Here is a 21,652-nt window from a genome sequence, read left to right as displayed (position 1 = left end):
TAATCTACCAACACACAAAGATTTTAGCTATGGCTTTAAAACCGGATGCGTCAGGGGCATTGCGCTTAATGGGCGACAACACCTCGGAATTAATTCAACTTTCTCTTGGAGAGCTAACAAATTTTCCTTTAGGAGCTTGGGCGCTCGATGGCGACGATACCGTAAATGGCTCAGAGGCTAGCGAGTTAATCCTGGGAAATGAAGGGGAAGATATTCTCACAGGTTTTGCAGGCAACGATTCTTTATTTGGGGGAAAAGGAAGAGATGCCTTGTTTGGACAGGAGGGGAATAACTCCCTCAGTGGTGGTCTAGATGCTGATTTTATTATTGGAGAGGCTGGCGATGATATTTTATTTGGGGGGAGAGGCAATGATGCTTTAAGCGGCGCAGGGGGGGATAACACTCTGGTTGGCGGCTTGGGCAGAGACTTATTAAGTTGTGGGTTTGGCAATAATTTATGCGTTCTGGAAATAGACCCGGCCACTACAGATATCAATTCTAGTGATATAATCGAAAGTTTTGATCCTGATTTAGATCGCATTGGATTAGCGAGTGACTTAACGGTCAATGATATAGTGTTGGAGCCGCTACAGAATGTGGCATTAACATATACGATCGATTTCCCACAAGCTTTACAACCATTACTCCCTCCAGGTCCGGCCGGCGCAAGTGGATCTGCTTCAGCAACTCAACCCAGAGGCGGAATTACCGGAGTTTATTCAGGAACTCTAATCAGAGTCAGAAATTCTAACGCGATTTTAGGTTTTGTAGAGGCTGTAACGCCTAATGAACTAGAAAGCAGGATTGTTTCCGTTCAGGGTTTCTAATTTCAGGACAATCACTGGTTGCCTGACAAACTTATCATATTGTTAGCCACAAATTAACTCCTGATGTTTACAGGACTTACGCATAAACGCTAGTAGTAGGGTGCGAATTTCGCACCCTACTACTATCGGTTGTGTAAAATTTGACTATTATATTGATGTCGGTATCAATCGCGTCCTCAATCCTGACGGTACGAGTCGTTTGGCCCCAGATGGGGATTTTAATGCTGTTAAAACAGTAACCGAATTTATCACACCAATGCCGGGAGGAATCGGGCCGATGACTGTTGCTATGCTTTTGGAAAATACCGTTTCGAGTTATATTGAATACGGTTCTAATTGAATTAGTGCCAACTTGTGAGCCAGTATTGGCTCTATTAGTAGGGTTAGTAATCTACCAACAGACAAGGATTTTAACTATGGCTTTAAAACCAGATGCGTCAGGGATAGTGCGCTTAATTGGCGACAACACCTCGGAAGGAATTCAACTTTCTCCTGGAGAGCTAACAAACTTCCCTTTAGGAGCTTGGGCACTCGATGGCGACGATACAGTACTTGGCTCAGGGGCTAGCGAGTTAATCCTGGGAAATGAAGGGGAAGATTTTCTCGCAGGTTTTGTAGGCAACGATTCTGTATTTGGGGGAAAAGGAAGAGATGCCCTGTATGGAGACGAGGGAAATGACTCCCTCAGTGGTGGTCTAGATGCTGATTTTCTTCTTGGAGAAGCTGGCGATGATATTTTATTTGGGGGTAGAGGCAACGATTTTTTAAACGGCGCAGAGGGGAATAACACTCTGGTTGGCGGCTTGGGCAGAGACTTCTTAAATTGTGAGTCTGGCATTAATTTATGCGTTCTGGGAATAGATCCTGCCACTACAGATATCAATTCTAGTGATGGGATCGCAGGTTTTGTTCCTGGTGTTGATAGCATTGGATTAGCGAGTGGCTTAACGGTCAATGATATAGTGTTGGAGCCGGTAGAGAATGTGACATTAACATTTAGGTTCGATGTGTCGCAAGCTTTACAACCATTAATTCCTCCAGCTTTAGTCAGCGGAATTAGCGGACTTTCTTCAGGAACTGTAATCAGAGTCAGGAATTCTAACGCGATTTTAGGTTTGGTAGAGGATGTAACCCCTAATGAACTACAAAGCAGCATTGTTTCCGTTCAGGGTTTCTAATTTCAGGACAATCACTGGTGGCATGAAAAACTTATCATATTGTTAGCCACAAATTAACTCCTGATATTTACACGACTTACGCAGAAACGCTAGTAGTAAGGTGCGAAATTCGCACCTTACTACTATGGGTAGTGTAAAAATTGACTGTGCAGCGTAAGTCCTGTAAAATTATTTATTCTTTGAGTCCCCTTGGAGTGGACGAAAGTTGTTGTAGCGCTTTCAAGCTCGGAGCGACATCACTAATCACTATGATTTACCGTGAGGAGTCCTTGATAGCAACAACGCGAATTCGGCGATAATCTGCACTCCAATTACCATCGCGGTACAGCGCCGATCGCAAACGCTCTTCAACGGAGTTAATTACCTGCGATCGCACATCATCAGACAACCCCGACAAAAACCCGCCAGCAAACATTTCAATCCAATTTACCATACCCGCGCTGCCGCCTTCTAGGGGAGTCGGTCGATCAAACAAAACCGCATAACCCAGGTCAAATCCCTGCTTTTCCAAAAGCCCAGCATACTCGCCAATACTCGGAAAATACCAAGGATTAAGCGCTTCAGGCTCATGGCAGCCAATTTCTGACAAAACACTCACAAGTGCGCGGACGATCGCCCCCACGTTCCCCTTACCCCCAAACTCAGCCACAAAACGCCCTCCCGGCTTCAGCGCTTTTTCCACACAATTAATCACAGCATCCGGCTGTTTAATCCAGTGCAAAACCGCATTAGAAAACACAGCATCTAACGGCTCTTCTACGTGGAAACTCATCGCATCTGCTGCAGAAAAATTAATCTGAGGATAGTTAACTTTTGCCGTAGAAATCATCGACAAAGATGAATCAATACCTTGCACAAAAGCACCACTTTGAGCAATCTTTTCAGTTAACTGTCCCGTACCGCAGCCCAAATCGAGAATGCGTTCACTAGCCTTCGGAGCGAGTAACTCCAAAAGTGATTCGCCGTACTGCCAAACAAAAGCATGATTTTGCTCATAAAGCGCTGAATTCCAATAATTTTCTGACATCTCTTCTCTTCTTTCCTCTTCTCTCTTCTTCTCTTCGCGTTTTTCGCGTCTTCGCGGTTCGTTATTAAATTATTTGCTAGCAAGCAGACCAATTCCATGCCGCTCTATTCGGCAAACCCTAATATTTTCCAAAATCCGCGCTCCCTGCTTTTGGTAAAAAGCAATTCCCGGCGCATTGCCAGTATTAACAGTCCATTCAATCCGCCCGCAATTTGTGGACTCAGCAATTTGTGCCAAATACTTTAACAGCGATGTACCGACTCCCATTCCGCGCATAGGAGATTGCACAAATAAATCATCAAGCCAAAGACACGGCTGCGTCAATAAACTTGAATAGGAGGAATAAAAAAGAGCAAATCCTACCGCTGTTCCGGCAACTTCAGCCAACAAAACCCGCACTAGCGGAGGCTGGCCAAACAACGTCTGCTGCAATTTATCGGCTGTTGCTGCCAACAAAATTTTACATCCATCAAACTCGCTTTTTTGTGAAATAAAATTCACAATTAATTCCAAATCTGCCAGCTCTGCTTCTCTAATTTTGATATCCAAATTAGCCATTGTTTAATTCTCAATCTCGCCTATTAATCACTGTATTAAATGCCATCATAAATGTCCAATATATGTTTAACTAACCACTTATACTTTTAAAATATTAATCATGGGGACTTATGGAACTTCGGCATTTGCGTTATTTCATTGCAGTTGCAGAGGAACTGAATTTCACTCGCGCAGCCGAAAAACTGCATATTGCCCAACCTCCCCTGAGTCAACAAATCCAGCATTTAGAGGCAGAGTTGGGGTTTCAATTGTTTCGCCGCACCAAGCGGACGGTGCATTTAACGGCAGCGGGACAGGTTTTTTTCGAGGAAGCCGGGAAAATTCTGCAGCAAGTCGATCGAGCAATTCAACTCGGCCGACAAACCAGTCGGGGCGAACTCGGCCAACTGACGATCGGCTTTGTGAGTTCTGCAGCACACAACGTGGTTCCAGCTATTTTGCAGGCCTTTCGCACTCGGTGTTCCGCCGTCAAACTCGAACTGCACGAGCTGACAACAAACGAACAGTTGCAGCGGCTGCGGTTCGGGCAAATTGATATCGGCTTCGTGCGCCCTCCGGTTGAGGAAGAGGGGATAAATTCTGAAATCGTTTTTCGAGAACCGCTGATCGTGGCACTGCCAGAAACGCATCCGGCGGCCGATCTCACGCATCTTGAATTACGCGAACTTTCCACCGAACCGTTCATTTTGTTTCCGCGTTCCCAGGCTCCGGGACTCTACGATGCGATCGTCAGTCTTTGTCAGCAAGCAGGTTTTAGCCCGATCGCCGCTCAAGAAGCAATTCAAATGCAAACCATTGTGAGTCTGGTAGCCGCCGACATGGGAGTGGCGATCGTCCCGGCGTCGATGCAAAATTTCCAGCGCAGCGGGGTAGTTTACAAAGCGTTACCAGAATCAACCTGCATTGTGGCGATCGCTCTGATTTGGCGCAGCGATCCAACGGCGGCGGTGCAGCGGTTTTTGGAAGTCGCCAGACACATTAGCGGATATGAGATTTGAGATTGTAAATTTTAGATTGACTGGCAATTTGACAAAGTTATCAAAACTCAAAGATTTTCTGTGCAACAACACCCGTAGAATGATTAATTGATGCTCGGAGTTCGAGCAACTGCTGCCGTAAAAGTCGGCACGATGCGACCTGAACGGCTCACAATATCCCACATAACTATTCAGTACAAGAGAGCAAGGGATGGTATTGGCAACAGAATTGGGTTCGTCCCAACCGGAATCCTCTTTCGATTTATCTACTTATCTAGTCAATCGAAAAGAGGCGATCGAGGTAGCTCTCGACAGTGCACTGCCGGTCATCTACCCAGAGAAAATCTACGAAGCAATGCGCTACTCGCTGCTAGCGGGGGGCAAGCGCCTGCGTCCGATCCTGTGTCTGGCTAGCTGCGAACTGGCCGGCGGCACTACATCTATGGCAATTCCGACAGCTTGCGCTTTGGAAATGATTCACACGATGTCGCTGATTCACGACGATTTGCCGGCAATGGACAATGACGACTACCGGCGCGGCAAACTGACGAACCACAAAGTCTACGGCGAGGATATCGCCATTTTGGCTGGCGATGGTTTGCTGACCTATGCTTTTGAATTTATCGCTACTAAAACTGAGAACGTACCCCCCCTGCAGGTGTTGCAGACGATCGCCCATTTAGCGCGGGCATCGGGTGCTGCTGGACTCGTAGGCGGTCAGGTGGTTGATTTGGAATCGGAAGGAAAGACGGATGTTTCTCTGGAAACTTTGAATTACATTCACGCTCACAAAACAGGGGCGCTGTTAGAGGCTTGCGTAGTGTGTGGGGCAATTCTGGCTGGGGCCTCGGCTGCGGATTTGCAGCGGCTGTCTCGTTTCGCTCAAAATATTGGGCTGGCTTTCCAGATAATTGACGACATTCTGGATATTACTGCTACCCAAGAAGAACTGGGCAAAACTGCTGGCAAAGATGTTCAAGCAGGAAAAGTCACTTATCCGAGTTTGTGGGGAATTGAGGAGTCTCGGCGCCAAGCTTCGCAGCTTGTTGCTGATGCTAAGGCTCAATTGGCAGTGTTTGGGAGCAAAGCTCTACCGCTGCTGGCGATCGCCGATTATATTACCAGCCGCAGTAACTAGAAATACCAAACACTATGCAGGAAATTTGCAGCGGCATATTCAACAATCATGTACTCGTGGTTGCTTTGCTCGCTTGTCTGGCGGCTCAGATCATGAAGTTGCCGATCGAGTTGGTCAAAAATCGCAAGTTTAATCTTCAGTATTTGGTAACAACGGGGGGAATGCCCAGCGCTCACTCGTCTTTTGTGGGCGCTTTGGCTGCTGGAGTCGGACAAACGATGGGATGGGAAAGTCCGGACTTTGCGATCGCTGCGATCTTTGCAATTATTGTGATGTACGACGCAGCAGGCGTCCGCCAAGCAGCAGGCAAGCAAGCTCGCATCCTCAACCAAATTATTGACGAGTTTTTTGAAGAAGATCACAACCTTAATGAGGCTCGCCTGAAAGAGTTGCTGGGACACACTCCTTTTCAAGTGCTTGTAGGTTTGGGGCTGGGAATCACTATTGCTTGGATCGCAGGGCCTGCATATTAGTTAACTGTTAACTGTTAACTGTTAACTGTTGACTGTTAACTGTTAACTAATGACTACTGACCGAATTCTGCTTGCAGCAGGTCATCGTTGTCATCGGCGATCGTGGCGACAATAGTAATAACCCGAGAAATTTCCCCGGTCGAGATTTCCGCCATCGTCCGAGTCGATACTACGGCAACTTGATTATCAACAATTGCAAAATGAGATTCCAAAGTAGACAGCCAATTCATTTCTAGAATTTTCCGCATTAATTGAGCTTCATTCTTCGCTGGCAACTGCAGTACAAAAGCCCAAACAGTCAAAGTATCATCTTCGGTTTCGCCCGTGAGTTGCACGAACACTTCAACACTGCCGTACCTGAACTTCCAAAGATGTCCGCCAGCTTCACTTTGACCGACCATCACTTTTTGGTCTACAGCCATGCTGGCGATGACAGTTTCAATTTCTTCTGCATAGGTGACGGCTGTGGCTTTTTCGACCTGCTCGGAGGCGATCGCGCTTTCCCTCGATTCGCTTTCTGCGGAAGCTGTTTGTATGTTCGGCTCGCTGGTAGTCATAATTATATTTAGATGGAAAACTATTCCAATAATCAGTTTACTGGCTAAAGCTTAAAATTATGACTTTAAATAACTGGTTCCGAGGCTATGCCTGGGAACCAGTATATCTCGCTTGTTTGCGGAGGCAGACGCAAGTTTGACTTGCAGAGCGGTTTCAACCAGGTTCGCGATCCTGTTTAAGCCTTGGGCTTAGTCGCCGCCGGCTTCTTCTCAATGGTATTCAAGCCGTTGAGGAACATGGGCACCAATTTCTCCACAAATGCCTGCGGGTCGCGGTTCCAGGCGCGCTGAGCTACATCGACTCTGGTCATTTGCAGGTCGGGGGCCAGCAGGCTTGCGGGCAAGCGTTCCATCAGGTATTGCGGGCGTTCCCACATGGGCATGGTGTTGGCAATATCCACTAGGCGGGTGACGCGGCGGAGTTCTGCCCCCAGCATGATATCCATTCCCGATTCATAAGCTGCTTGTTCGATCGCCACATACTTGCGCTTTGCCTGTTCCACCTTCTGGCGGTGTTCCGGGCTTTTGTTGGCCATTTGGGCCAGCCAGCGGTTGCCCCAGCGGACGTGACCAGCTTCTTCTGGAAAAATCTTTTCGATGGTTTCGCGGATTTTGACGTTTTCTGCGGTTTGGGGAGCTTGTTTGAGGGCGTGGATGTGCGCTGAGAAGAATTCGCAGCCCCGCTTTTCGGTGACATTGATTGCTGCTAAAACTGCAATTATACCGTCATCGAGGTTGCGGTATTGGTCTTTGTTCAGCAGGCGGTCAAATTCGTCAATGTAGGAGATTCCCGGTGGCGTTCCCACATTTTGGCCGAGGTCTACCAGCAAGTCGGTGAGCCACATCGCGTGTCGCGCTTCGTCGGAAATGTGCCGGGAGAGGTCGCGCACGAGTTCGGCCGGTTCCCCGTCTAGCCGTTCGATCACGTCGGTGAGGTCTTTGCAACTGCGCTGTTCGCTGTAGCGGTAGCGGTTGAGGGTGATCAGGTGAATTTCGCGATCGCGCACTACATTAGCTAAAATTTCGCGCGCTCCCATTGCGTTACGCGGCTTGCGGGGATAGGCAACTGTCATACTTTTATGTTGTTTTGTAAAGATACTTGTATAAGTGTAACGCAGTTTTTTCGACAACCAATTCCCTCGCAGGGCTGAAAGTTGTTGTGTAGCAAGCAGATTGAATTTTATACAGACAATTTTTTTACTAGCTCAACCAATGACAATAGTTTGGAGTTGCGAGTCATGCCATTTTAGATTTTAGATTTTAGGTTAAAAATGACTGATGACTATCAGGGTTTGGAGCTTTTCTACAGTTACATTATTTTTTTAAACTGCTATCACGCAAGGGTTGCGTGGATCACACAAAGCAACCTCATACACTCAAAACTTTTCAGGTTCCGTCGAGTCTGAAGCCTCAACACTAGCAGACTCTTGTTGAAATTTTCGCGCCTCTTCTACTTCTAATCTAGCCAGAGTTGTCGCCACATCGGCTAACTGTAAAGCAAGATTCATCCGACAAATCGGGTTTTTTTCCCTCCAGAGGTCTTTTGCCAAGAAATGTACTCGATAGCGAAACATTTTAATTGAATTTGGCGGAGTAACTTTCACGGTCATAGTCTTTCTTCGGTTGAAGTTTGAATGCGGAGTAGCACCCGTTCTAGCTCCAAGTAAACAAATGTCAGCATGATTACTTTATCTTCATCGGTGATTGTAACACTACAGGTTGCCGATCGAGGTTCAACGCCTTCGTGCCTGACAACTACAGTATATTTTCCCTGCTTCAGGTTATCAAAATTCACATCGGCTTCAAACAGGTCAACTCTCTCCTCGGCCAGCACTCGTCCTTCTTGAGTCAGTAAAGTGACAAACGCAATGCCGTCAACTGAAGTCATGGCGACGTTACTCTGATTGCGGATCATCACAAAAATATCGGACATCATTTGGTCATTGGTAATTACTAATTGCTAATTTAGAATGAGTGCAGAATCTCACAAACAAAGGAGCATAAATACGGTGAATTATTTCAAGTTTTTGCTAACTTTGACTATTAGTGCAGCGGTTCTCGGTTTGGGAAAAAGTGGGGCGCTAGCTACTGTCTTGAATATCTCTGAGACAGAGCCTTGTTTGCAGATTCACGGCGTGCGGGTTTCTCAAAGGGACGATCGCAATTTAAGCAACTCAAAAGGTACATTAAAAGAAGGCAGTGCCATCTCAGTCGATCCAGATGATGTGGTTGGCATACCAAAAGCTGAAGCGCGGCGGCGTTTTATTCTGAATAAGATATATCGGGTTCAGGAAGGCACTACCGCTGAGGATTTGTTTATTGTTGATGAGAAAGCAAATAAATGGGCTGTAGAGGATGTCTATGAGGCTACAATGGGTGCTACTACTAACAGCGTTGCCCAGATAGTGTCGGGTAACGGGAGAGTTTGGGCGCTGATCCAGAAGTTCTAAATTTAAAAAAAACGCCGCTTTTAAGGGCGGCGTTCTTATTAATTAAAAATCATCAATTAAAAATGGTATAATTTCCATTTTTAATTGATGATTTTCTAACAATCGTAATACAAAGCAAACTCGTAGGGGTGAGGACGCAGCCGCATCGGATTAACTTCATTGTCGAGTTTGTAGGAAATCCAGGTTTGGATGAAGTCTTCGGTAAATACGCCGGTTTCAGTTAAGAAACTGTGGTCTTTTTCTAAAGCTTCTAATGCGCCTTCCAAGGAACCGGGAGTTGAAGGAATTTTGCTCAATTCTTCAGGGGAAAGGTCGTAGATATCCACGTCCAAAGGTTCGCCCGGATCGATTTGATTCTTGATGCCGTCTATGCCGGCACACAGCATGGCTGCAAATGCTAAATACGGGTTGGATGTAGCATCGGGACAGCGGAATTCTAACCGCTTGGCTTTGGGGTTGGTTCCCGACAACGGAATCCGCACTGATGCCGATCGATTCCCTTGAGAGTAAGCTAAGTTTACAGGTGCTTCAAAGCCCGGAACTAAACGCTTGTAGGAATTGGTCGTGGGGTTGGTGATTGCCAAAAGTGCCGGTGCGTGCTTGAGAATGCCGCCGATGTAATGCAGTCCCATTTGACTGAAACCAGCATATTGATCGCCTGCAAATAGAGGTTGGCCGTCTTTCCAAATCGACTGGTGAACGTGCATCCCGGAACCGTTGTCGTTAAACAGCGGTTTGGGCATGAAGGTGATGGTTTTGCCGTATTTTTTGCCGACGTTTTTGATGACGTATTTGTAAGTCAGCAAGTAGTCGGCGGCTTGTACTAAAGTTGCAAAGCGGAAACCGAGTTCGCATTGACCGCCGGTGGCGACTTCGTGGTGGTGTTTTTCGATGGGTACGCCGCATTTTGCCATTGTCAGCAGCATTTCCGTTCTCATGTCTTGAGAGGTGTCGGTTGGTGCTACTGGGAAATAACCTTCTTTGTAACGCGGTTTGTAGCCGAGGTTGCCGCCTACTTCTTCTTTGCCGGAATTCCAACGACCTTCGATCGAATCTACGTAATAGTAGCCGGAATTTTGGGTTTGGTCGAAGCGAACGTCGTCAAAAATAAAGAATTCTGCTTCCGGGCCAAAGAATGCTGTATCGCCGAGACCGGTCGAAAGCAAGTAGTCTATGGCTTTTTGGGCAATGGTGCGCGGACAGCGACTGTACGGTTCGCCGGTTCGAGGTTCTTTGATGCTGCAAATGAAGCTGATGGTCGGTTCTGCCATGAACGGGTCCATCCAAGCGGTTGTCGGATCGATGACCATCGTCATGTCTGATTCGTTGATGGCTTTCCAGCCCCGAATGCTGGAACCGTCGAAGGGTACGCCGTCTGTGAATGAGCTTTCGTCGATTTGGTCGTGGTACAGGGAAAGGTGCTGCCAGATCCCCGGCATATCGATGAATTTGAGGTCAACGATCTGGATCTTATTTTCTTGTATGTAGTTTAAGGCTTCTTGGGGTGTCTGGAACATGACTTACTCCTGATATTGGTTGTGTCTTGGCGATCGGCCGATTTCAGACTGTTTGGGCGATCGTAGGCCTTCAGTACCCACTATTTTGTATCTATGGCTACAAAATTTTGAAATTGGTACCCAGTGCGGCCGGGCAGTTCGTGATTCTTGCCCTGTGGATTATTTTTCGGCTGAAGATACAAGGCAAACGGCTGAATTTTGCTGCAGTTTGCCGAGGATAGACTACGCTCCCTGAAAATCCCATCTCAAATCTTAATCAAACGCCGATTTGTAGTAGTCTACAATAGGCGGTCTGTCTCAGATAGCAAAGTATTGATAAAGATTTTTGGGAGAGAAACTTATGCGCGATGCAGTGACGAGCCTGATTGAAAATTATGATGTTGCTGGTAGGTATTTAGACCGAGATGGTATCGATCGGTTGAAATCTTATTTTGCAACGGGCACGGCACGGGTACAGGCGGCGGCTGCGATTAACAGCAATGCTGCGGCAATTGTCAAGCAAGCTGGTATCCAGCTATTTGCTGAACAGCCGGAACTGATCCGTCCCGGGGGAAATGCCTACACGACTCGTCGCTACGCGGCTTGTCTGCGGGATATGGACTACTACTTGCGCTATGCTACTTACGCCCTGGTGGCTGGAAGTACCGACGTGCTCGACGAGCGCGTGCTGCAAGGTTTGCGGGAAACTTACAATTCTCTAAGCGTTCCCATTGGCCCGACGGTGATGGGGATTGGCATTATGAAGGAGATGGTTAAGGCTCAGGTGGCCGCTGCTGGCTTGTCTGTGGGGCCTTTTTTGGATCAGCCTTTTGATTACATGATTCGCGAATTGAGCGAACAAGATATTTAAGTCAATTTGCTAATTCTTTTAACAGCAAATTGCACTTGTGGCTGGCAGTTAGCAGCAGTTAGATCGATCGCTTTTTTTGGCCTCACAGCCTCCAAGCGATCTTTTTTTATGGGTTATACAATTTTAGATTAAAGATTTCAGATTAAAAATAATAGATTAAAAATAATAGATTAAAAATTTGAATAATGGGGAATGACTGATGAATTAAGGGTTTGGAGCTTCCCTACAATTGCATTCTTGTTTGAAAGTGGTGCTAAAAATCGTCAACACATCCCCAGACGAGGCATTTGTCCAGGGGATTTTTGGTTTGACCCAAATCCACTTGTTCGGCGGTTGTTGCTTCTACTTCGCCGTTGGGGTAAAGAATGTGGATGATGTCACCGCTGACGAATGCGAGGGGATTTTCTTGACAATTGCCAGGATTTCTGATAGGAAAGTTAATTGTTTTCATGGTCGATCGCCTTGATGGTATTTGTAGCGCTTTTAGCTGCATATAAATCATCCGCTAGTAACAAAAATTATTGTGTGATTCTATGAATGTTTATCTGTGATAAAACTACACACTCACAGCGATCTCAGTCACATCATGCGAGCTGGGGGCGATCGCCCCGCGACAATCGCAAAACCAAAATAATCGCCAAAAATTAGCAGTGGGGCTTGTGCGTAAGTGCTAATCTGGTACTGTTCTTAACCCTATTCGTACAGATTAAAAACCTTGGCTAAACAGCGACTAGACACATTATTGGTCAGCCTAGATTTGTGCAGTTCCAGACAGCAAGCTCAGGCCTTGATTCGGACTGGGAAAGTCTCTATCAACCAACAGGTAGTTGACAAACCGGGAACTGAGGTCGATATTTCAGCAAAAATTCAGATCAAAGAGCGATCGCGCTATGTTTCTAGAGGCGGCGACAAATTAGCCAAAGCTTTAGAAGTTTTTGCGATTCCCGTTGCAGGCAGAATTTGTCTCGACGGCGGCATTTCCACAGGCGGTTTTACCGACTGTTTGCTGCAAGCCGGCGCCGCCCTAGTGTACGGCGTAGACGTTGGCTACGGTCAAGCAGATTGGGGCTTGCGTAACGATCCGAGGGTAATTTTGAAAGAACGCACCAATTTGCGGTACATGACTGCTGCTGAGCTTTACGGCGACTCTGCGCGAGCAGATTTGGCGGTAGTAGATGTGTCGTTTATTTCCCTGGATAAGATTTTACCGGCGCTGTGGGAATTGTTGGTACCACCGCGAGAAGCGGTGTTGCTGGTAAAGCCGCAGTTTGAGGTAGGGCGCGAGAGAGTCGGAAAAAAAGGCGTAGTGCGAGACTCAGCAACTCAAGCCGATGCGATTTTTCAAGTGTGGAAGGCAGCCACAGCTTTAGGATGGCAGGAAAGGGGCTTAACGTGGTCGCCTTTACTTGGCCCGGCGGGTAATATCGAGTATCTTTTATGGTTGGGGATCGATCGCGAACAAGAAACAGAGCCGAGGGCGATCGAAGAGGATGTTGTGAAGGAACGGATCGCACAAGTCACCAAAGCGGCGGCGCGGGAACTTGTCGATCGATTGTAGATTGTAGATTGTAGATTGATTTCAAGATGTCAAGCTAATCTATTTTAAAAATCAAATTTGGCACTCCAGATTGCTCTAAAATTTCAAAATTTTTGTCAATCAGACTCCTAAACTTTCACAAGAGTGAATAATTCCATGCAATCATTCAAACAAGCCGGTTCGATTTTCCTGTACGTTCTAGGTGCCATCGGGTATGTGGCGATTGTAGCTACTATTGTAGGCGTTTCAATTCTCATCAAGTGGGCCGCTCTGCTACTAGCCGACAAATTATTATATACACTTCTGATTATCGGCGATTTGTTGAGGGGTATCGAAATTATTGAACTGTTAAATATATTGGTATTTGCTTTTATCGGTATGGGAGTGGGTGTGGCGACAAGGCTTTTACACCCTCAATACGGTCGCAAAATTAGTGCTGCTGTGTTGATAGTTATAGTTCCCTTAGTTTTCATGATTACGCCAGCCATTCGATATAATTCTTGGCTGGAAAAAGTGGAAGAATCGGATAAATTATCGCCTCCGCAAACTGCAACCTTAACTAACTCCTTTTTGAATAGAAAAGTAGGATTGCCGGGTTTTATCGGTTATTACGTATATACTGGTCAGTTTCCCGTTATTCCGACGAAACAATCGGAGATGAAAGACCTTGACAGCTTTGAAAAAAGAGTTAATTCCAGATTTGTACAGTTCACTGGTATTGCTCCGACTATTGTTTCTTGGTCAATGCGGGTTTGTTTTTGGCTGATTAGAATATTTTACTTTTCTATAGCGGTAATTGCGACGATCGCCCATTTTAGGGAAGGTGTGAGAATCGCGAGGCGGTAATACAATTTTCGATTTTCGATTAAATAATTGGGAATCACTGATGAAGAGCGTGGTTGGAAGCTTAGCTACAGTTGCATTCTTTTTTGACAATTGTATAAGAATAAAAGCAGTAGGGTGCGTCAGCTCCTAGCTCTTCGATTATCCACAAATAACCATCTGCTGACGTACCCGACTCAACTACTAGGGCAATTTTTAATTGCCAATTTTAAACTCTTGCTGCAAGCGATCGATAATTGTATTACGCTCGATGGTGGCGAGAATTTCTTGAATTACCGTATCTTGTCCCAGGGGGCCCCAGGTGCAGCCTTTTTCTAAATAAACTTGGGCGGCCCGACCGACAGCGTAGGTTCCGTAAGCTGCTAAACTAGCTTGAGTGACAGCAACTCCGGCAAAAGTAGAAAAGCCGATGTGCGGGGCCGCAGCCGCTGCACTTTTGCCAAATCCCAACAGAAAACTGCTACCCAATTCTCCCAAAAGTACGCCGCCAGCACTGGAGAAAATAGTCTGCCAAAGTTTCCCGGCTTCGTAACCAGTCATGGGTAAGCCGTAAAGTCTGGATAAAGAGCGAATTAAGGCTAAATCTGCGACACTTGCTCCCATTACATCCAAGAATGCCACTGGATTTAAACCGACAGCCAAAGCTTTATATTTGGCAAATTGCCAGATTAAATCTTCGGCTTCTGTTTGCCGCAATTTGAGAACGTGACGGGCAATGTGTGCTTCGGCATCTCTAGCTTCAACTAAAGCATTTAGAGCGAGGAGCGATCGACCTTCTCTGTTAAGAATTGTGAGAATTTTATGTTTGAGTTCGTCAATCTGCGGGGGTGGTGACTCCCATTCGTTAGTTACTCTTCCGTCGGACCATTCCACTCGGACTTGCACCGGCGCGGGTTCGGCGGCTACCATGACTATTTCTAATGATTTGGCAATTTTAGGCGGTGATTTTGCGGTAGATTTATCGGAGGAGTTGTTTGGGCGATCGGACAAATTTTCGCTATCTGTTTCCTCTGTTACCGCAGCGGCTGCTAACTCTTCAGAATTTCCCAGCGCTTGCAAACTTTGGTAAATAGCTTTTCTGTCTAATTCTGGATAAAGGTCAATTTTATTAAAAACTAAAATTACTGGTTTTTGAGCTGTTTGCAATTCGCACAGTGCTTGATATTCAGTTCGGGTGATATCGCCTGCAACGACAAACAGAATTAAGTCAGCTTGGCGAGTTACTTGTTTCGCCATTTCGCCGCGCACTTCGCCGCCAACTTCATCAAGTCCGGGAGTATCGATTAATTCTACTTGCACCCCTCCTTTCCCACCCTTGCCAAGGGGGGGTTGGGGGGATTCGTCGCTGTCAAGGAAGGATAAAGGCACACTCCAGCGCACGGAACGCGGCCACTGAGTCACGCCGTTGAGAGGGCCTGTTTGCAGAATTTTTTGACCTAAAAGCGCGTTTAATACGGCTGACTTGCCACGGCTGACTAAGCCGAAAGTAGCAATGCGAATGACGTTGTGGTCTAGTTTTTCTGAGGTGGAAGTTAAGATATCTAACTGATATTGCAGCGCCGCTTCTAATTCTGTATTATTCGAGTTTTTTTTCCCTTGGCGCAGGTGGGAATAGCGCGCCAGGGCTTCGCGCAAACTGGCGCGGGCAAGGGATAAGCGATTTTCTTGAAGGGAATTGTCAGCCATTGGCGATCGGCTTTTTTAAGCAGGTATAATTTATCGTCGAATTATAAATCCTATTTCTTATTTTAATACAATATTTCATAAATTTATAAATTTTTTTTTTGGAATTAGGTAGGGACACGGCACTGCCGTGTCCCTACGGATATCCTGGGCAATCGACCCAATTTAACATCAGATGCTGGACTACTTCTAATTGGCCGCCGACTTAACGGTTTCGGGCCCAGATACCTGAGAGGAAAGGCGACTCGCCACTTGGTTGACGAAAGACTGCAAGAAGGAAACTTGCTGATTTTGCGTAAATACTGCTTGCAAAGTTTTAGTCAACTGGTCGAGATTGAAAATGCCTTTGGCAGCATTTTCCAGTTCTTGACTTTGGAAATATTCAATTAAACTCAGTCCTGCTATTCTGGTAAAATATGCTGCACTAATTCCCTGCACCGCGCCTCCTGCTACATAGGTGACGGCATTGCTTTTCAGCAGTCCAGTAATAGTTTGGGTAGACAGTTCTACTAATCCCAATTTGAACATTTGATTAGCCAAAGTAGCCGCTACTGTCTTAGCTTGGTCTAAGGAAAACTTTCGCTGGTAGATAGCGCCGAGGTCGATTACGAGCTGGGTGCTGATGGCGGTTGTTGCTAGCAAGTCTAAAGCGGGAACCGGATTGGCAAACACGGTGGCGGCGGCGATGTACTGATATTGTTCGATAATGGGAATTGCCCGATCGCGCCTGACCGCATTTAATAAGGTTTTTGCCTCTAATTTGATACTTGCAGCCTCGCGCACTGCACTCGCCCAGACCAACTGTTGCCGTTCTTCAGTTAAGATTTTAGTCAATCTTTCCGTCAGCGCGTCGAGTTGAGAGACTTGTTTTTCGATGCGTTCTTTAAACGTGCCGTCCGCTTGGTGCTGGCGCACTTTAATAGAATTGGGAGAAGCTGCGATCGCAATTATATCTTCGGTTCCCAATATTCCTTGCATTTTCTGCTGCAAAGAGTTCAAAACCTGCGACTGCTGTTCTGGCAAATATTGGTCTTGTTTGTTCCAGACTAGCAGCACGCGCTGACCAGCGGACGCTAGCTGAGATAATGTTTGAAATTCGGAATCTGTGATGTCGCCCGCTGTCACAAACAGCGCTAAATCACCATTGATTTTGGCATCGGCATTTGTATTAGCAAACAGCGGTGCCGTTTCTTGTAAACTAAGCTTTTGCGGGTGTTGAGATGCCCAATTAGAATTTAAAACTTGAATTAAGGCAGTTTTGCCGACAGCTTTGCCGCCAGTTACGGTAATCCGCAAATCTTGTCTGTCTAATTCGCTTCTGAGCCGATCGAGCTTTGCTGTTAGATTCGCCGGATCGGCGGAGTTTGGAGCTTCTGAAGCCAGCAATTTAATAGTGGCTTCGGAAGTCGCGAGCGCTTTTTCGGCTGCTTCCCGGTTCGCCAGGGGTTGCGGGAGTGCGAGTTCGAGTTTGGGGGATTGTTGCTTCCACCACCAATACCCCGCACCGGCAGCAGCCAAGCCGATGAGTGCCGTTTCGCCCATTTCTGAACCCGAATGCTGTAGAGTTTCCAGCAGCCACAGCGCTGCTGAAAGTCCTATTCCGCCTATTAAAATCGGTCGCCGCAAGTTAAGTGTCATTTTTTCCTTCCTGTGGGTATTGTCACCAAGCTTAACCTTCGCCGGCTTGGCCTCCCTCCCTATATTCCATCGTACCTCTGTGACCTCCAAACTGGCAGGCGGGCGATCCGACTTTTTGCCATCGGGATTTGCGGCCCCGGCGACAATCAACTTTTTGCACTTCTACAAACGGGGAATAGGGGGCTGAAGTCCTCACTAGAAACCAATAGATTTTTACAGGATTTTGCAAATATAATAGTTGATTTTTTCTCTATGTTGGTAATGCTTGAGATTGTGATTCAAAAATATCAATTATTTGTTTGGGAATTGCTCGCGGTCGCATGGTGGTAACTTCAACCCAAACCCAAAGCGCCTCGGCTTTTAACAAGATTTCGTCACTTCCAGCTAAGCGAATTTCGTAGCGGCGGACAGCGCGCGGGCCGCGCATTTGTTCGATCCAAGTGGATATCTCCAATCGATCGCCCGCGGCTGCCGATCGCAGATAGTCAATCTCTATCCGCCGCATTACAAAGACGCCGCCCAGTTCCCGGTAGCGATCGAGTGTAAATCCCAAGTGTTCTAAATGTTCGATCGCAGCGTGTTCTAAATAATGCTGGTAGACAGCATTATTGACGTGACCGAGGGCGTCCATTTCGTAATGGCGCACTCTAATTTGTGCAGTAAATGGTGTCAATTTCTCACCTTTCCACTTGTTGCGGTATTTTGTAGTTCCGAGTGCGATCGCACTCGATGTCGATACTCGCTCGGAACTAATTGCAAGGTACACTAATAATAGTTGAAACGCCACTACTTCCAGGTTAATATTAGTCGTGGAAGCAAGGCCGGTGAGCACCGTGGTTTTTTAAGCACACCTCAGTCTCGGTTAACCCAGTTTCGTGGTTCTGAGTGCGTCCCGGACTAAAACTTTGAGAAATCGGACGGGTAATTGTTTAGTCTCCCAGACAAATTCCTAAACCGCGGGCCGTTTTAACCAGAGTACCATTTAACTCTACAGGTCTGTATTTGGCGATCGCATCTTCCAGAGGAACGCTCACAACTTCCCGCTTTTGCCAAGATACCATGCAGTCGTATTTCTCTTCGGCAACTAAATCAACTGCTGCCACGCCAAAAGCCGAAGCAATTAATCTTTCTAGCGGTGAAGGAGTTCCCCCGCGTTGAGTATGTCCCAAAACTGTGACGCGAGTTTCTGCACCGCTACAGTCAGAAATTGTATCAGCTAAATACTGACCAATTCCGCCTAATCGACTTTGACCTAAGCGATTTGTGTGCATTACTAACTCGCCTGCTTCTGTGCGAACTGCCTCCGCTACTATAATTAAACAGTAGTTTTTTCCCCGGTCTTGGCGTTCTTGAATTTGGGCACAGATTTGGGAAATTTTGTAAGGGATTTCCGGAATCAGAATTATATCAGCTCCCCCAGAAATTCCGGCACTAATAGCAATATGTCCAGCGTCGCGTCCCATGACTTCAACAATCATGACGCGACTGTGACTAGCCGCAGTAAAATGCAAGCGATCGAGTGCTTCAGTGGCAATATTGACAGCCGTATCAAAACCGATAGAACGCTCGGTAATTCCGACATCATTATCAATAGTTTTAGGAATAGCAACTAAATTCAAATTACCTTGTTGAGCAATCTTCCTGAGAATGGCAAGACTGCCATCGCCACCAATGCCAATTAAGGCATCCAAACCTAGTTGGTGATAGCCTTCGATAATGTCCTCAGAACAATCGCGTAGAGTCCCATCAGACATCGGGAAGGCAAAAGGATTGCCCTCATTTGTCGTGCCTAGCATCGTACCGCCAATGGTGAGCCACGAGTCTACTTTCTCAATATCCAAGGGAATTGCTTGAGGGGGACGACTCATCAATCCCTTGGTAGCTTGACGAATGCCCATCACTTTCCAATTGTAAGTTCCCGTTGCGCGGTGGACAACGGCTCGGATAACTGCGTTTAAGCCTGCACAGTCACCCCCGCTGGTGAGGATACCGATACATTTTTGTTCTCCCATAATTAATGCCCGACTTTTGTTACTCAGAACATGACTTGATTTTTTTAGATCCCGATCGTCCAATCCTTATTTCCGACCTAAATAGGTAGGCGAAAATAAACTTTACCCTGTAACAGAATGTAAAGCAATCATAACTTTTGTGATTGCTTTTATAAGATCTCGCTCCTTTGGGGAGCGTTTCACTCACTTTTGACTACTTATGTATTTTCAAGCTTCATCGACCTAATGGAGTGCCTCATCTCTGACGCATCCCACAAGTTCGATCGCCAACTCAGTCGCATCGCCAATCACCGTCTCAAACAAAACATAAATTTTACTTGGGATTGAGGCGTTTAGAAACTTGGTTAACTATACCGCTGAGAATAGCACCGCCCATGAGAATTCCGAGGGCGGGATTAAATACGGGCTGCCACAGACTGTACCACAAATCAAAACCGAGATTCACCCCAGTCGATCGACCTGCTACTGCGATCACAAACCACCCAAAAATGGCAAAGACGAAAAACACATCAGCTACTAAAAGCAAGTTGAGAAAGTTAAGAAATTTATCTTTCATTGTCGAGGGTTCCTTTTGAGTGTATATGTGTCAAGTTTTGGCAAGCGGTTGGTAATGGAGCGGATTGATAGCTGCAACTGGCGATCGAATAAAGATAAAATATCATTCAATTGTTTTCGCGCACAGGCTGTCAAAATATGGTTCGCTATACACTTCCTCAAAGCCCCGAAATTATTTTAACTGTCAAAGGGAAAGATTCAGCCAAAGCCCGGGAAGAAGCGATGGATCGCCTGATGGATCTCATGGATGAGGGCAAGCTGCCTACGGAACTCGTGGAGGGATTTGGGCCCAAGCAGTTTGTTGAAGTTAAGGATATCGAAGATGCTGCGTCTGAAGGCGAGGACGCGATTACTGAAGCCGTCCAGATTTTGAGCAATTTGGCAAGTCTCAAATTGAAAGTCATGGAATCCCGCGAAGAAGCACTCAAAATCCGGGCGGCGATCGACATTTTGTTTACAGATGAGGCTGTGACTGCCGAGGAAATTGGTCGTTTGAAAGATGGTTTCAAGGTTCTCAAAAACTTCGCTCAAGCTAATGTCCGCTATCGAGAAGCTAGAAGTAAAGCCGAAGAAGCACGGGCAATTCTCGACGAAGCTTTGCAATCTGTCGAACCGGAAAACAAGGCGCAGAAATCCGCGAAATAGTCGCAGGTTGCGTTGAAATTCACATCGGGCACCATTCTCAAGAACAGGCAAGATGCCTGTTCCACAAGAAAATTTACTCGTGGAACAGGCATCTTGCCTGTTCCTAAAAAACTGCTTTAGGATGGTGCAACATCTCAGTTAAAACCTATTTCTGTCATTGCGATCCGAAACGAAGCAATCGTCGAGGTTTGCGATTGCTTCGTTTCTTTATTCGGATCTACAATAACTCTGCTGCCAGACATAATATTAATTATATCCACATTGAAATCAGGAAAAAATTGTGAGCCAACAAACAGGAATTCTCAGAAACTCGATGTCAGGCAGCTTGCTGCTGGCTAAAAACTTAGGTTTTGAACCAAAAACTGTGATTGATGTCGGCGCGGCATTGGGAACTTTTAACCTTTACGACACTTTCCCCGATTCGCGACATTTGCTAATTGAACCCATCGCCGAAAATGAACCTTATCTCGCCAAAATTTGCCGCAAGCTCAAAAGTGCAGAATACATTATCGCTGCAGCGACCAAAGAAGCGGGAGTTTTCACGCTCAACGTCAGTCCCTCTATGTTGCATTCTTCCATTTCTGAAAATCGCGTTACTGACAGCAGCGATCCTTATTTGAGAAAAATACCAGCAATTACCCTGGATGGAATATGCAGGGAAAGAAATTTGCCAGGCCCGTATTTAATTAAAGTTGATGTAGACGGACAGGAATTAGATGTTTTAGCAGGAGCAACTGAGATTTTGCAGCAGACTGAATATGTAATTGTAGAAGTTACTTTGTTCGGTCAGATGTATGATGTAATGAGTTTTATGAAGTCCCAAGGATTCGCAGCTTACGATATTGTTGATTTGTCATATCGCCCGGTTGATTCAGCTTTGTGGCAAGTTGACATGGCTTTTGTTAAGGAATCCGGTCACTTCAGAAGAGAGAGGGGTTTCGCGACAGGAGAGCAGGATATCGAAGCACTTAACTCGCATCTCAAAGCTTATCGGGAAAGTTTCATGAAATACATAGACACTCATTACAGCGAGCCAATAGAGCCGGAACCACAGGTCACTCAATCTGTTGTGGGCGAAGATTATGTCATAATTTAACTCAAGTTGCTTCCATCTGATACTAAATTCGGGTCGCACTTCGTACTTGATTTAATTAATCCTCAACATCTAAAAAACTGGTTTTCTAAAT

Annotated in this window: 24 protein-coding genes and 1 pseudogene; 12 read left to right on the top strand and 13 right to left on the bottom strand. The window is 46.2% G+C overall.

The genetic code is table 11. The annotated features are described in order from the left end of the window. Positions 1 to 29: 29 nt before the first annotated feature. The 3 genes and pseudogenes from QUB14_RS00915 to QUB14_RS00905 all read left to right on the top strand — a co-directional run bounded on the left by QUB14_RS00915 (position 30) and on the right by QUB14_RS00905 (position 2,005). Entirely contained in the window at positions 30 to 827 is a 798-nt protein-coding gene (locus tag QUB14_RS00915) for a calcium-binding protein (protein WP_333213586.1), read from the top strand. Positions 828 to 978: 151 nt separating this feature from the next. Then, positions 979 to 1,167, top strand: a pseudogene (locus QUB14_RS00910) (bifunctional 5,10-methylene-tetrahydrofolate dehydrogenase/5,10-methylene-tetrahydrofolate cyclohydrolase); the annotation flags it as partial. 76 nt (positions 1,168 to 1,243) lie between these two features. Then, positions 1,244 to 2,005: a calcium-binding protein gene (locus QUB14_RS00905; RefSeq protein ID WP_333213588.1), complete on the top strand. Its 762-nt coding sequence runs from the start codon at positions 1,244 to 1,246 to the stop codon at positions 2,003 to 2,005. Positions 2,006 to 2,258: 253 nt separating this feature from the next. Here QUB14_RS00905 and QUB14_RS00900 read toward each other — a convergent pair whose 3' ends face one another. Together QUB14_RS00900 and QUB14_RS00895 are read right to left on the bottom strand one after the other, a co-directional pair. Beyond that, a complete protein-coding gene (locus QUB14_RS00900) occupies positions 2,259 to 3,032 on the bottom strand; it encodes a methyltransferase domain-containing protein (protein WP_333213590.1) in 774 nt (257 codons plus the stop codon). A gap of 69 nt (positions 3,033 to 3,101) precedes the next feature. Continuing rightward, positions 3,102 to 3,590 (bottom strand): GNAT family N-acetyltransferase, encoded by a 489-nt coding sequence (locus QUB14_RS00895; RefSeq protein WP_333213591.1) that lies wholly within the window; start codon positions 3,588 to 3,590, stop codon positions 3,102 to 3,104. A 110-nt stretch (positions 3,591 to 3,700) separates the two neighbouring features. Here QUB14_RS00895 and QUB14_RS00890 point away from each other — a divergent pair, with 110 nt between their 5' ends. The 3 genes from QUB14_RS00890 (at position 3,701) to QUB14_RS00880 (ending at position 6,178) form a co-directional block, all read left to right on the top strand. Further along, on the top strand, positions 3,701 to 4,588 hold the full coding sequence (locus QUB14_RS00890; RefSeq protein WP_333213593.1) for a LysR family transcriptional regulator: 888 nt from the start codon (positions 3,701 to 3,703) through the stop codon (positions 4,586 to 4,588). Positions 4,589 to 4,778: 190 nt separating this feature from the next. Beyond that, on the top strand, positions 4,779 to 5,705 hold the full coding sequence (crtE, locus tag QUB14_RS00885) for a geranylgeranyl diphosphate synthase CrtE (protein ID WP_333213595.1): 927 nt from the start codon (positions 4,779 to 4,781) through the stop codon (positions 5,703 to 5,705). A 14-nt stretch (positions 5,706 to 5,719) separates the two neighbouring features. Continuing rightward, the gene (locus QUB14_RS00880; RefSeq protein ID WP_190658220.1) at positions 5,720 to 6,178 is read left to right on the top strand and encodes a divergent PAP2 family protein; all 459 of its coding nucleotides are present in this window, start codon (positions 5,720 to 5,722) and stop codon (positions 6,176 to 6,178) included. 53 nt (positions 6,179 to 6,231) lie between these two features. On the opposite strand, the gene QUB14_RS00875 is transcribed toward QUB14_RS00880, so the two are convergent. The 4 genes from QUB14_RS00875 to QUB14_RS00860 form a co-directional block, all read right to left on the bottom strand. Then, positions 6,232 to 6,735: a YbjN domain-containing protein gene (locus QUB14_RS00875; protein ID WP_333213598.1), complete on the bottom strand. Its 504-nt coding sequence runs from the start codon at positions 6,733 to 6,735 to the stop codon at positions 6,232 to 6,234. A gap of 176 nt (positions 6,736 to 6,911) precedes the next feature. Beyond that, a complete protein-coding gene (locus tag QUB14_RS00870) occupies positions 6,912 to 7,808 on the bottom strand; it encodes a ferritin-like domain-containing protein (protein WP_333213600.1) in 897 nt (298 codons plus the stop codon). Positions 7,809 to 8,111: 303 nt separating this feature from the next. Continuing rightward, on the bottom strand, positions 8,112 to 8,345 hold the full coding sequence (locus QUB14_RS00865) for a hypothetical protein (RefSeq protein WP_333213602.1): 234 nt from the start codon (positions 8,343 to 8,345) through the stop codon (positions 8,112 to 8,114). Then, positions 8,342 to 8,671 (bottom strand): hypothetical protein, encoded by a 330-nt coding sequence (locus tag QUB14_RS00860; protein WP_333213604.1) that lies wholly within the window; start codon positions 8,669 to 8,671, stop codon positions 8,342 to 8,344. Before QUB14_RS00860 ends, QUB14_RS00865 begins: the two co-directional genes overlap by 4 nt. Before the next feature lie 34 nt (positions 8,672 to 8,705). On the opposite strand from QUB14_RS00860, the gene QUB14_RS00855 reads away from it, so the two are divergent. Then, a complete protein-coding gene (locus QUB14_RS00855; RefSeq protein WP_333213605.1) occupies positions 8,706 to 9,185 on the top strand; it encodes a hypothetical protein in 480 nt (159 codons plus the stop codon). 95 nt (positions 9,186 to 9,280) lie between these two features. Here the strand turns inward: QUB14_RS00855 and glnA are convergent, their stop codons facing one another. Then, positions 9,281 to 10,702: a type I glutamate--ammonia ligase gene (glnA, locus tag QUB14_RS00850; protein ID WP_190658238.1), complete on the bottom strand. Its 1,422-nt coding sequence runs from the start codon at positions 10,700 to 10,702 to the stop codon at positions 9,281 to 9,283. 340 nt (positions 10,703 to 11,042) lie between these two features. Between glnA and apcB the strand changes: the two genes are divergently transcribed. Beyond that, entirely contained in the window at positions 11,043 to 11,552 is a 510-nt protein-coding gene (apcB, locus tag QUB14_RS00845; RefSeq protein ID WP_190658240.1) for an allophycocyanin subunit beta, read from the top strand. A 253-nt stretch (positions 11,553 to 11,805) separates the two neighbouring features. Here apcB and QUB14_RS00840 read toward each other — a convergent pair whose 3' ends face one another. Then, positions 11,806 to 12,003, bottom strand: coding sequence for a hypothetical protein (locus QUB14_RS00840; protein ID WP_190735057.1), 198 nt, complete (start codon positions 12,001 to 12,003; stop codon positions 11,806 to 11,808). A gap of 264 nt (positions 12,004 to 12,267) precedes the next feature. Here QUB14_RS00840 and QUB14_RS00835 point away from each other — a divergent pair, with 264 nt between their 5' ends. Further along, positions 12,268 to 13,110, top strand: coding sequence for a TlyA family RNA methyltransferase (locus tag QUB14_RS00835; RefSeq protein WP_333213610.1), 843 nt, complete (start codon positions 12,268 to 12,270; stop codon positions 13,108 to 13,110). 135 nt (positions 13,111 to 13,245) lie between these two features. Then, positions 13,246 to 13,935 carry a hypothetical protein gene (locus tag QUB14_RS00830; RefSeq protein ID WP_333213612.1) on the top strand — a complete coding sequence of 230 codons (690 nt, stop codon included), beginning with the start codon at positions 13,246 to 13,248 and terminating at the stop codon, positions 13,933 to 13,935. Between the two features lie 192 nt (positions 13,936 to 14,127). Here QUB14_RS00830 and QUB14_RS00825 read toward each other — a convergent pair whose 3' ends face one another. The 5 genes from QUB14_RS00825 to QUB14_RS00805 form a co-directional block, all read right to left on the bottom strand. Further along, entirely contained in the window at positions 14,128 to 15,618 is a 1,491-nt protein-coding gene (locus QUB14_RS00825; protein WP_333213614.1) for a DUF697 domain-containing protein, read from the bottom strand. A gap of 186 nt (positions 15,619 to 15,804) precedes the next feature. Next, positions 15,805 to 17,253, bottom strand: coding sequence for a slr1306 family protein (locus QUB14_RS00820; RefSeq protein ID WP_333213616.1), 1,449 nt, complete (start codon positions 17,251 to 17,253; stop codon positions 15,805 to 15,807). A gap of 250 nt (positions 17,254 to 17,503) precedes the next feature. After that, positions 17,504 to 18,085: a thioesterase family protein gene (locus QUB14_RS00815; RefSeq protein ID WP_333213618.1), complete on the bottom strand. Its 582-nt coding sequence runs from the start codon at positions 18,083 to 18,085 to the stop codon at positions 17,504 to 17,506. Between the two features lie 97 nt (positions 18,086 to 18,182). After that, on the bottom strand, positions 18,183 to 19,265 hold the full coding sequence (locus QUB14_RS00810; RefSeq protein ID WP_333213620.1) for an ATP-dependent 6-phosphofructokinase: 1,083 nt from the start codon (positions 19,263 to 19,265) through the stop codon (positions 18,183 to 18,185). A gap of 313 nt (positions 19,266 to 19,578) precedes the next feature. Then, positions 19,579 to 19,821, bottom strand: coding sequence for a hypothetical protein (locus QUB14_RS00805; protein ID WP_333213622.1), 243 nt, complete (start codon positions 19,819 to 19,821; stop codon positions 19,579 to 19,581). 137 nt (positions 19,822 to 19,958) lie between these two features. Here QUB14_RS00805 and QUB14_RS00800 point away from each other — a divergent pair, with 137 nt between their 5' ends. Then, a complete protein-coding gene (locus QUB14_RS00800; protein ID WP_006634121.1) occupies positions 19,959 to 20,465 on the top strand; it encodes a hypothetical protein in 507 nt (168 codons plus the stop codon). 280 nt (positions 20,466 to 20,745) lie between these two features. Beyond that, positions 20,746 to 21,561 carry an FkbM family methyltransferase gene (locus QUB14_RS00795; RefSeq protein ID WP_333213624.1) on the top strand — a complete coding sequence of 272 codons (816 nt, stop codon included), beginning with the start codon at positions 20,746 to 20,748 and terminating at the stop codon, positions 21,559 to 21,561. Positions 21,562 to 21,652: the final 91 nt, after the last annotated feature.

This window comes from Microcoleus sp. B3-D2 (genome assembly GCF_036705345.1).
In the GTDB taxonomy this organism is placed as follows: domain Bacteria; phylum Cyanobacteriota; class Cyanobacteriia; order Cyanobacteriales; family Microcoleaceae; genus Microcoleus.
The sequence above is the reverse complement of the archived record's forward strand: the minus strand, read 5'-3'. Positions and strand labels throughout refer to the sequence as shown.

What these genes read in the sequence shown, in the direction of transcription:
- QUB14_RS00915 (WP_333213586.1), top strand. Translation starts at nt 30, where the DNA reads ATGGCTTTAAAACCGGATGCGTCAGGGGCATTGCGCTTAATGGGCGAC.
- QUB14_RS00905 (WP_333213588.1), top strand. Translation starts at nt 1,244, where the DNA reads ATGGCTTTAAAACCAGATGCGTCAGGGATAGTGCGCTTAATTGGCGAC.
- QUB14_RS00900 (WP_333213590.1), bottom strand. Translation starts at nt 3,032, where the DNA reads ATGTCAGAAAATTATTGGAATTCAGCGCTTTATGAGCAAAATCATGCT.
- QUB14_RS00895 (WP_333213591.1), bottom strand. Translation starts at nt 3,590, where the DNA reads ATGGCTAATTTGGATATCAAAATTAGAGAAGCAGAGCTGGCAGATTTG.
- QUB14_RS00890 (WP_333213593.1), top strand. Translation starts at nt 3,701, where the DNA reads ATGGAACTTCGGCATTTGCGTTATTTCATTGCAGTTGCAGAGGAACTG.
- crtE (WP_333213595.1), top strand. Translation starts at nt 4,779, where the DNA reads ATGGTATTGGCAACAGAATTGGGTTCGTCCCAACCGGAATCCTCTTTC.
- QUB14_RS00880 (WP_190658220.1), top strand. Translation starts at nt 5,720, where the DNA reads ATGCAGGAAATTTGCAGCGGCATATTCAACAATCATGTACTCGTGGTT.
- QUB14_RS00875 (WP_333213598.1), bottom strand. Translation starts at nt 6,735, where the DNA reads ATGACTACCAGCGAGCCGAACATACAAACAGCTTCCGCAGAAAGCGAA.
- QUB14_RS00870 (WP_333213600.1), bottom strand. Translation starts at nt 7,808, where the DNA reads ATGACAGTTGCCTATCCCCGCAAGCCGCGTAACGCAATGGGAGCGCGC.
- QUB14_RS00865 (WP_333213602.1), bottom strand. Translation starts at nt 8,345, where the DNA reads ATGACCGTGAAAGTTACTCCGCCAAATTCAATTAAAATGTTTCGCTAT.
- QUB14_RS00860 (WP_333213604.1), bottom strand. Translation starts at nt 8,671, where the DNA reads ATGATGTCCGATATTTTTGTGATGATCCGCAATCAGAGTAACGTCGCC.
- QUB14_RS00855 (WP_333213605.1), top strand. Translation starts at nt 8,706, where the DNA reads ATGAGTGCAGAATCTCACAAACAAAGGAGCATAAATACGGTGAATTAT.
- glnA (WP_190658238.1), bottom strand. Translation starts at nt 10,702, where the DNA reads ATGTTCCAGACACCCCAAGAAGCCTTAAACTACATACAAGAAAATAAG.
- apcB (WP_190658240.1), top strand. Translation starts at nt 11,043, where the DNA reads ATGCGCGATGCAGTGACGAGCCTGATTGAAAATTATGATGTTGCTGGT.
- QUB14_RS00840 (WP_190735057.1), bottom strand. Translation starts at nt 12,003, where the DNA reads ATGAAAACAATTAACTTTCCTATCAGAAATCCTGGCAATTGTCAAGAA.
- QUB14_RS00830 (WP_333213612.1), top strand. Translation starts at nt 13,246, where the DNA reads ATGCAATCATTCAAACAAGCCGGTTCGATTTTCCTGTACGTTCTAGGT.
- QUB14_RS00825 (WP_333213614.1), bottom strand. Translation starts at nt 15,618, where the DNA reads ATGGCTGACAATTCCCTTCAAGAAAATCGCTTATCCCTTGCCCGCGCC.
- QUB14_RS00820 (WP_333213616.1), bottom strand. Translation starts at nt 17,253, where the DNA reads ATGACACTTAACTTGCGGCGACCGATTTTAATAGGCGGAATAGGACTT.
- QUB14_RS00810 (WP_333213620.1), bottom strand. Translation starts at nt 19,265, where the DNA reads ATGGGAGAACAAAAATGTATCGGTATCCTCACCAGCGGGGGTGACTGT.
- QUB14_RS00805 (WP_333213622.1), bottom strand. Translation starts at nt 19,821, where the DNA reads ATGAAAGATAAATTTCTTAACTTTCTCAACTTGCTTTTAGTAGCTGAT.
- QUB14_RS00800 (WP_006634121.1), top strand. Translation starts at nt 19,959, where the DNA reads ATGGTTCGCTATACACTTCCTCAAAGCCCCGAAATTATTTTAACTGTC.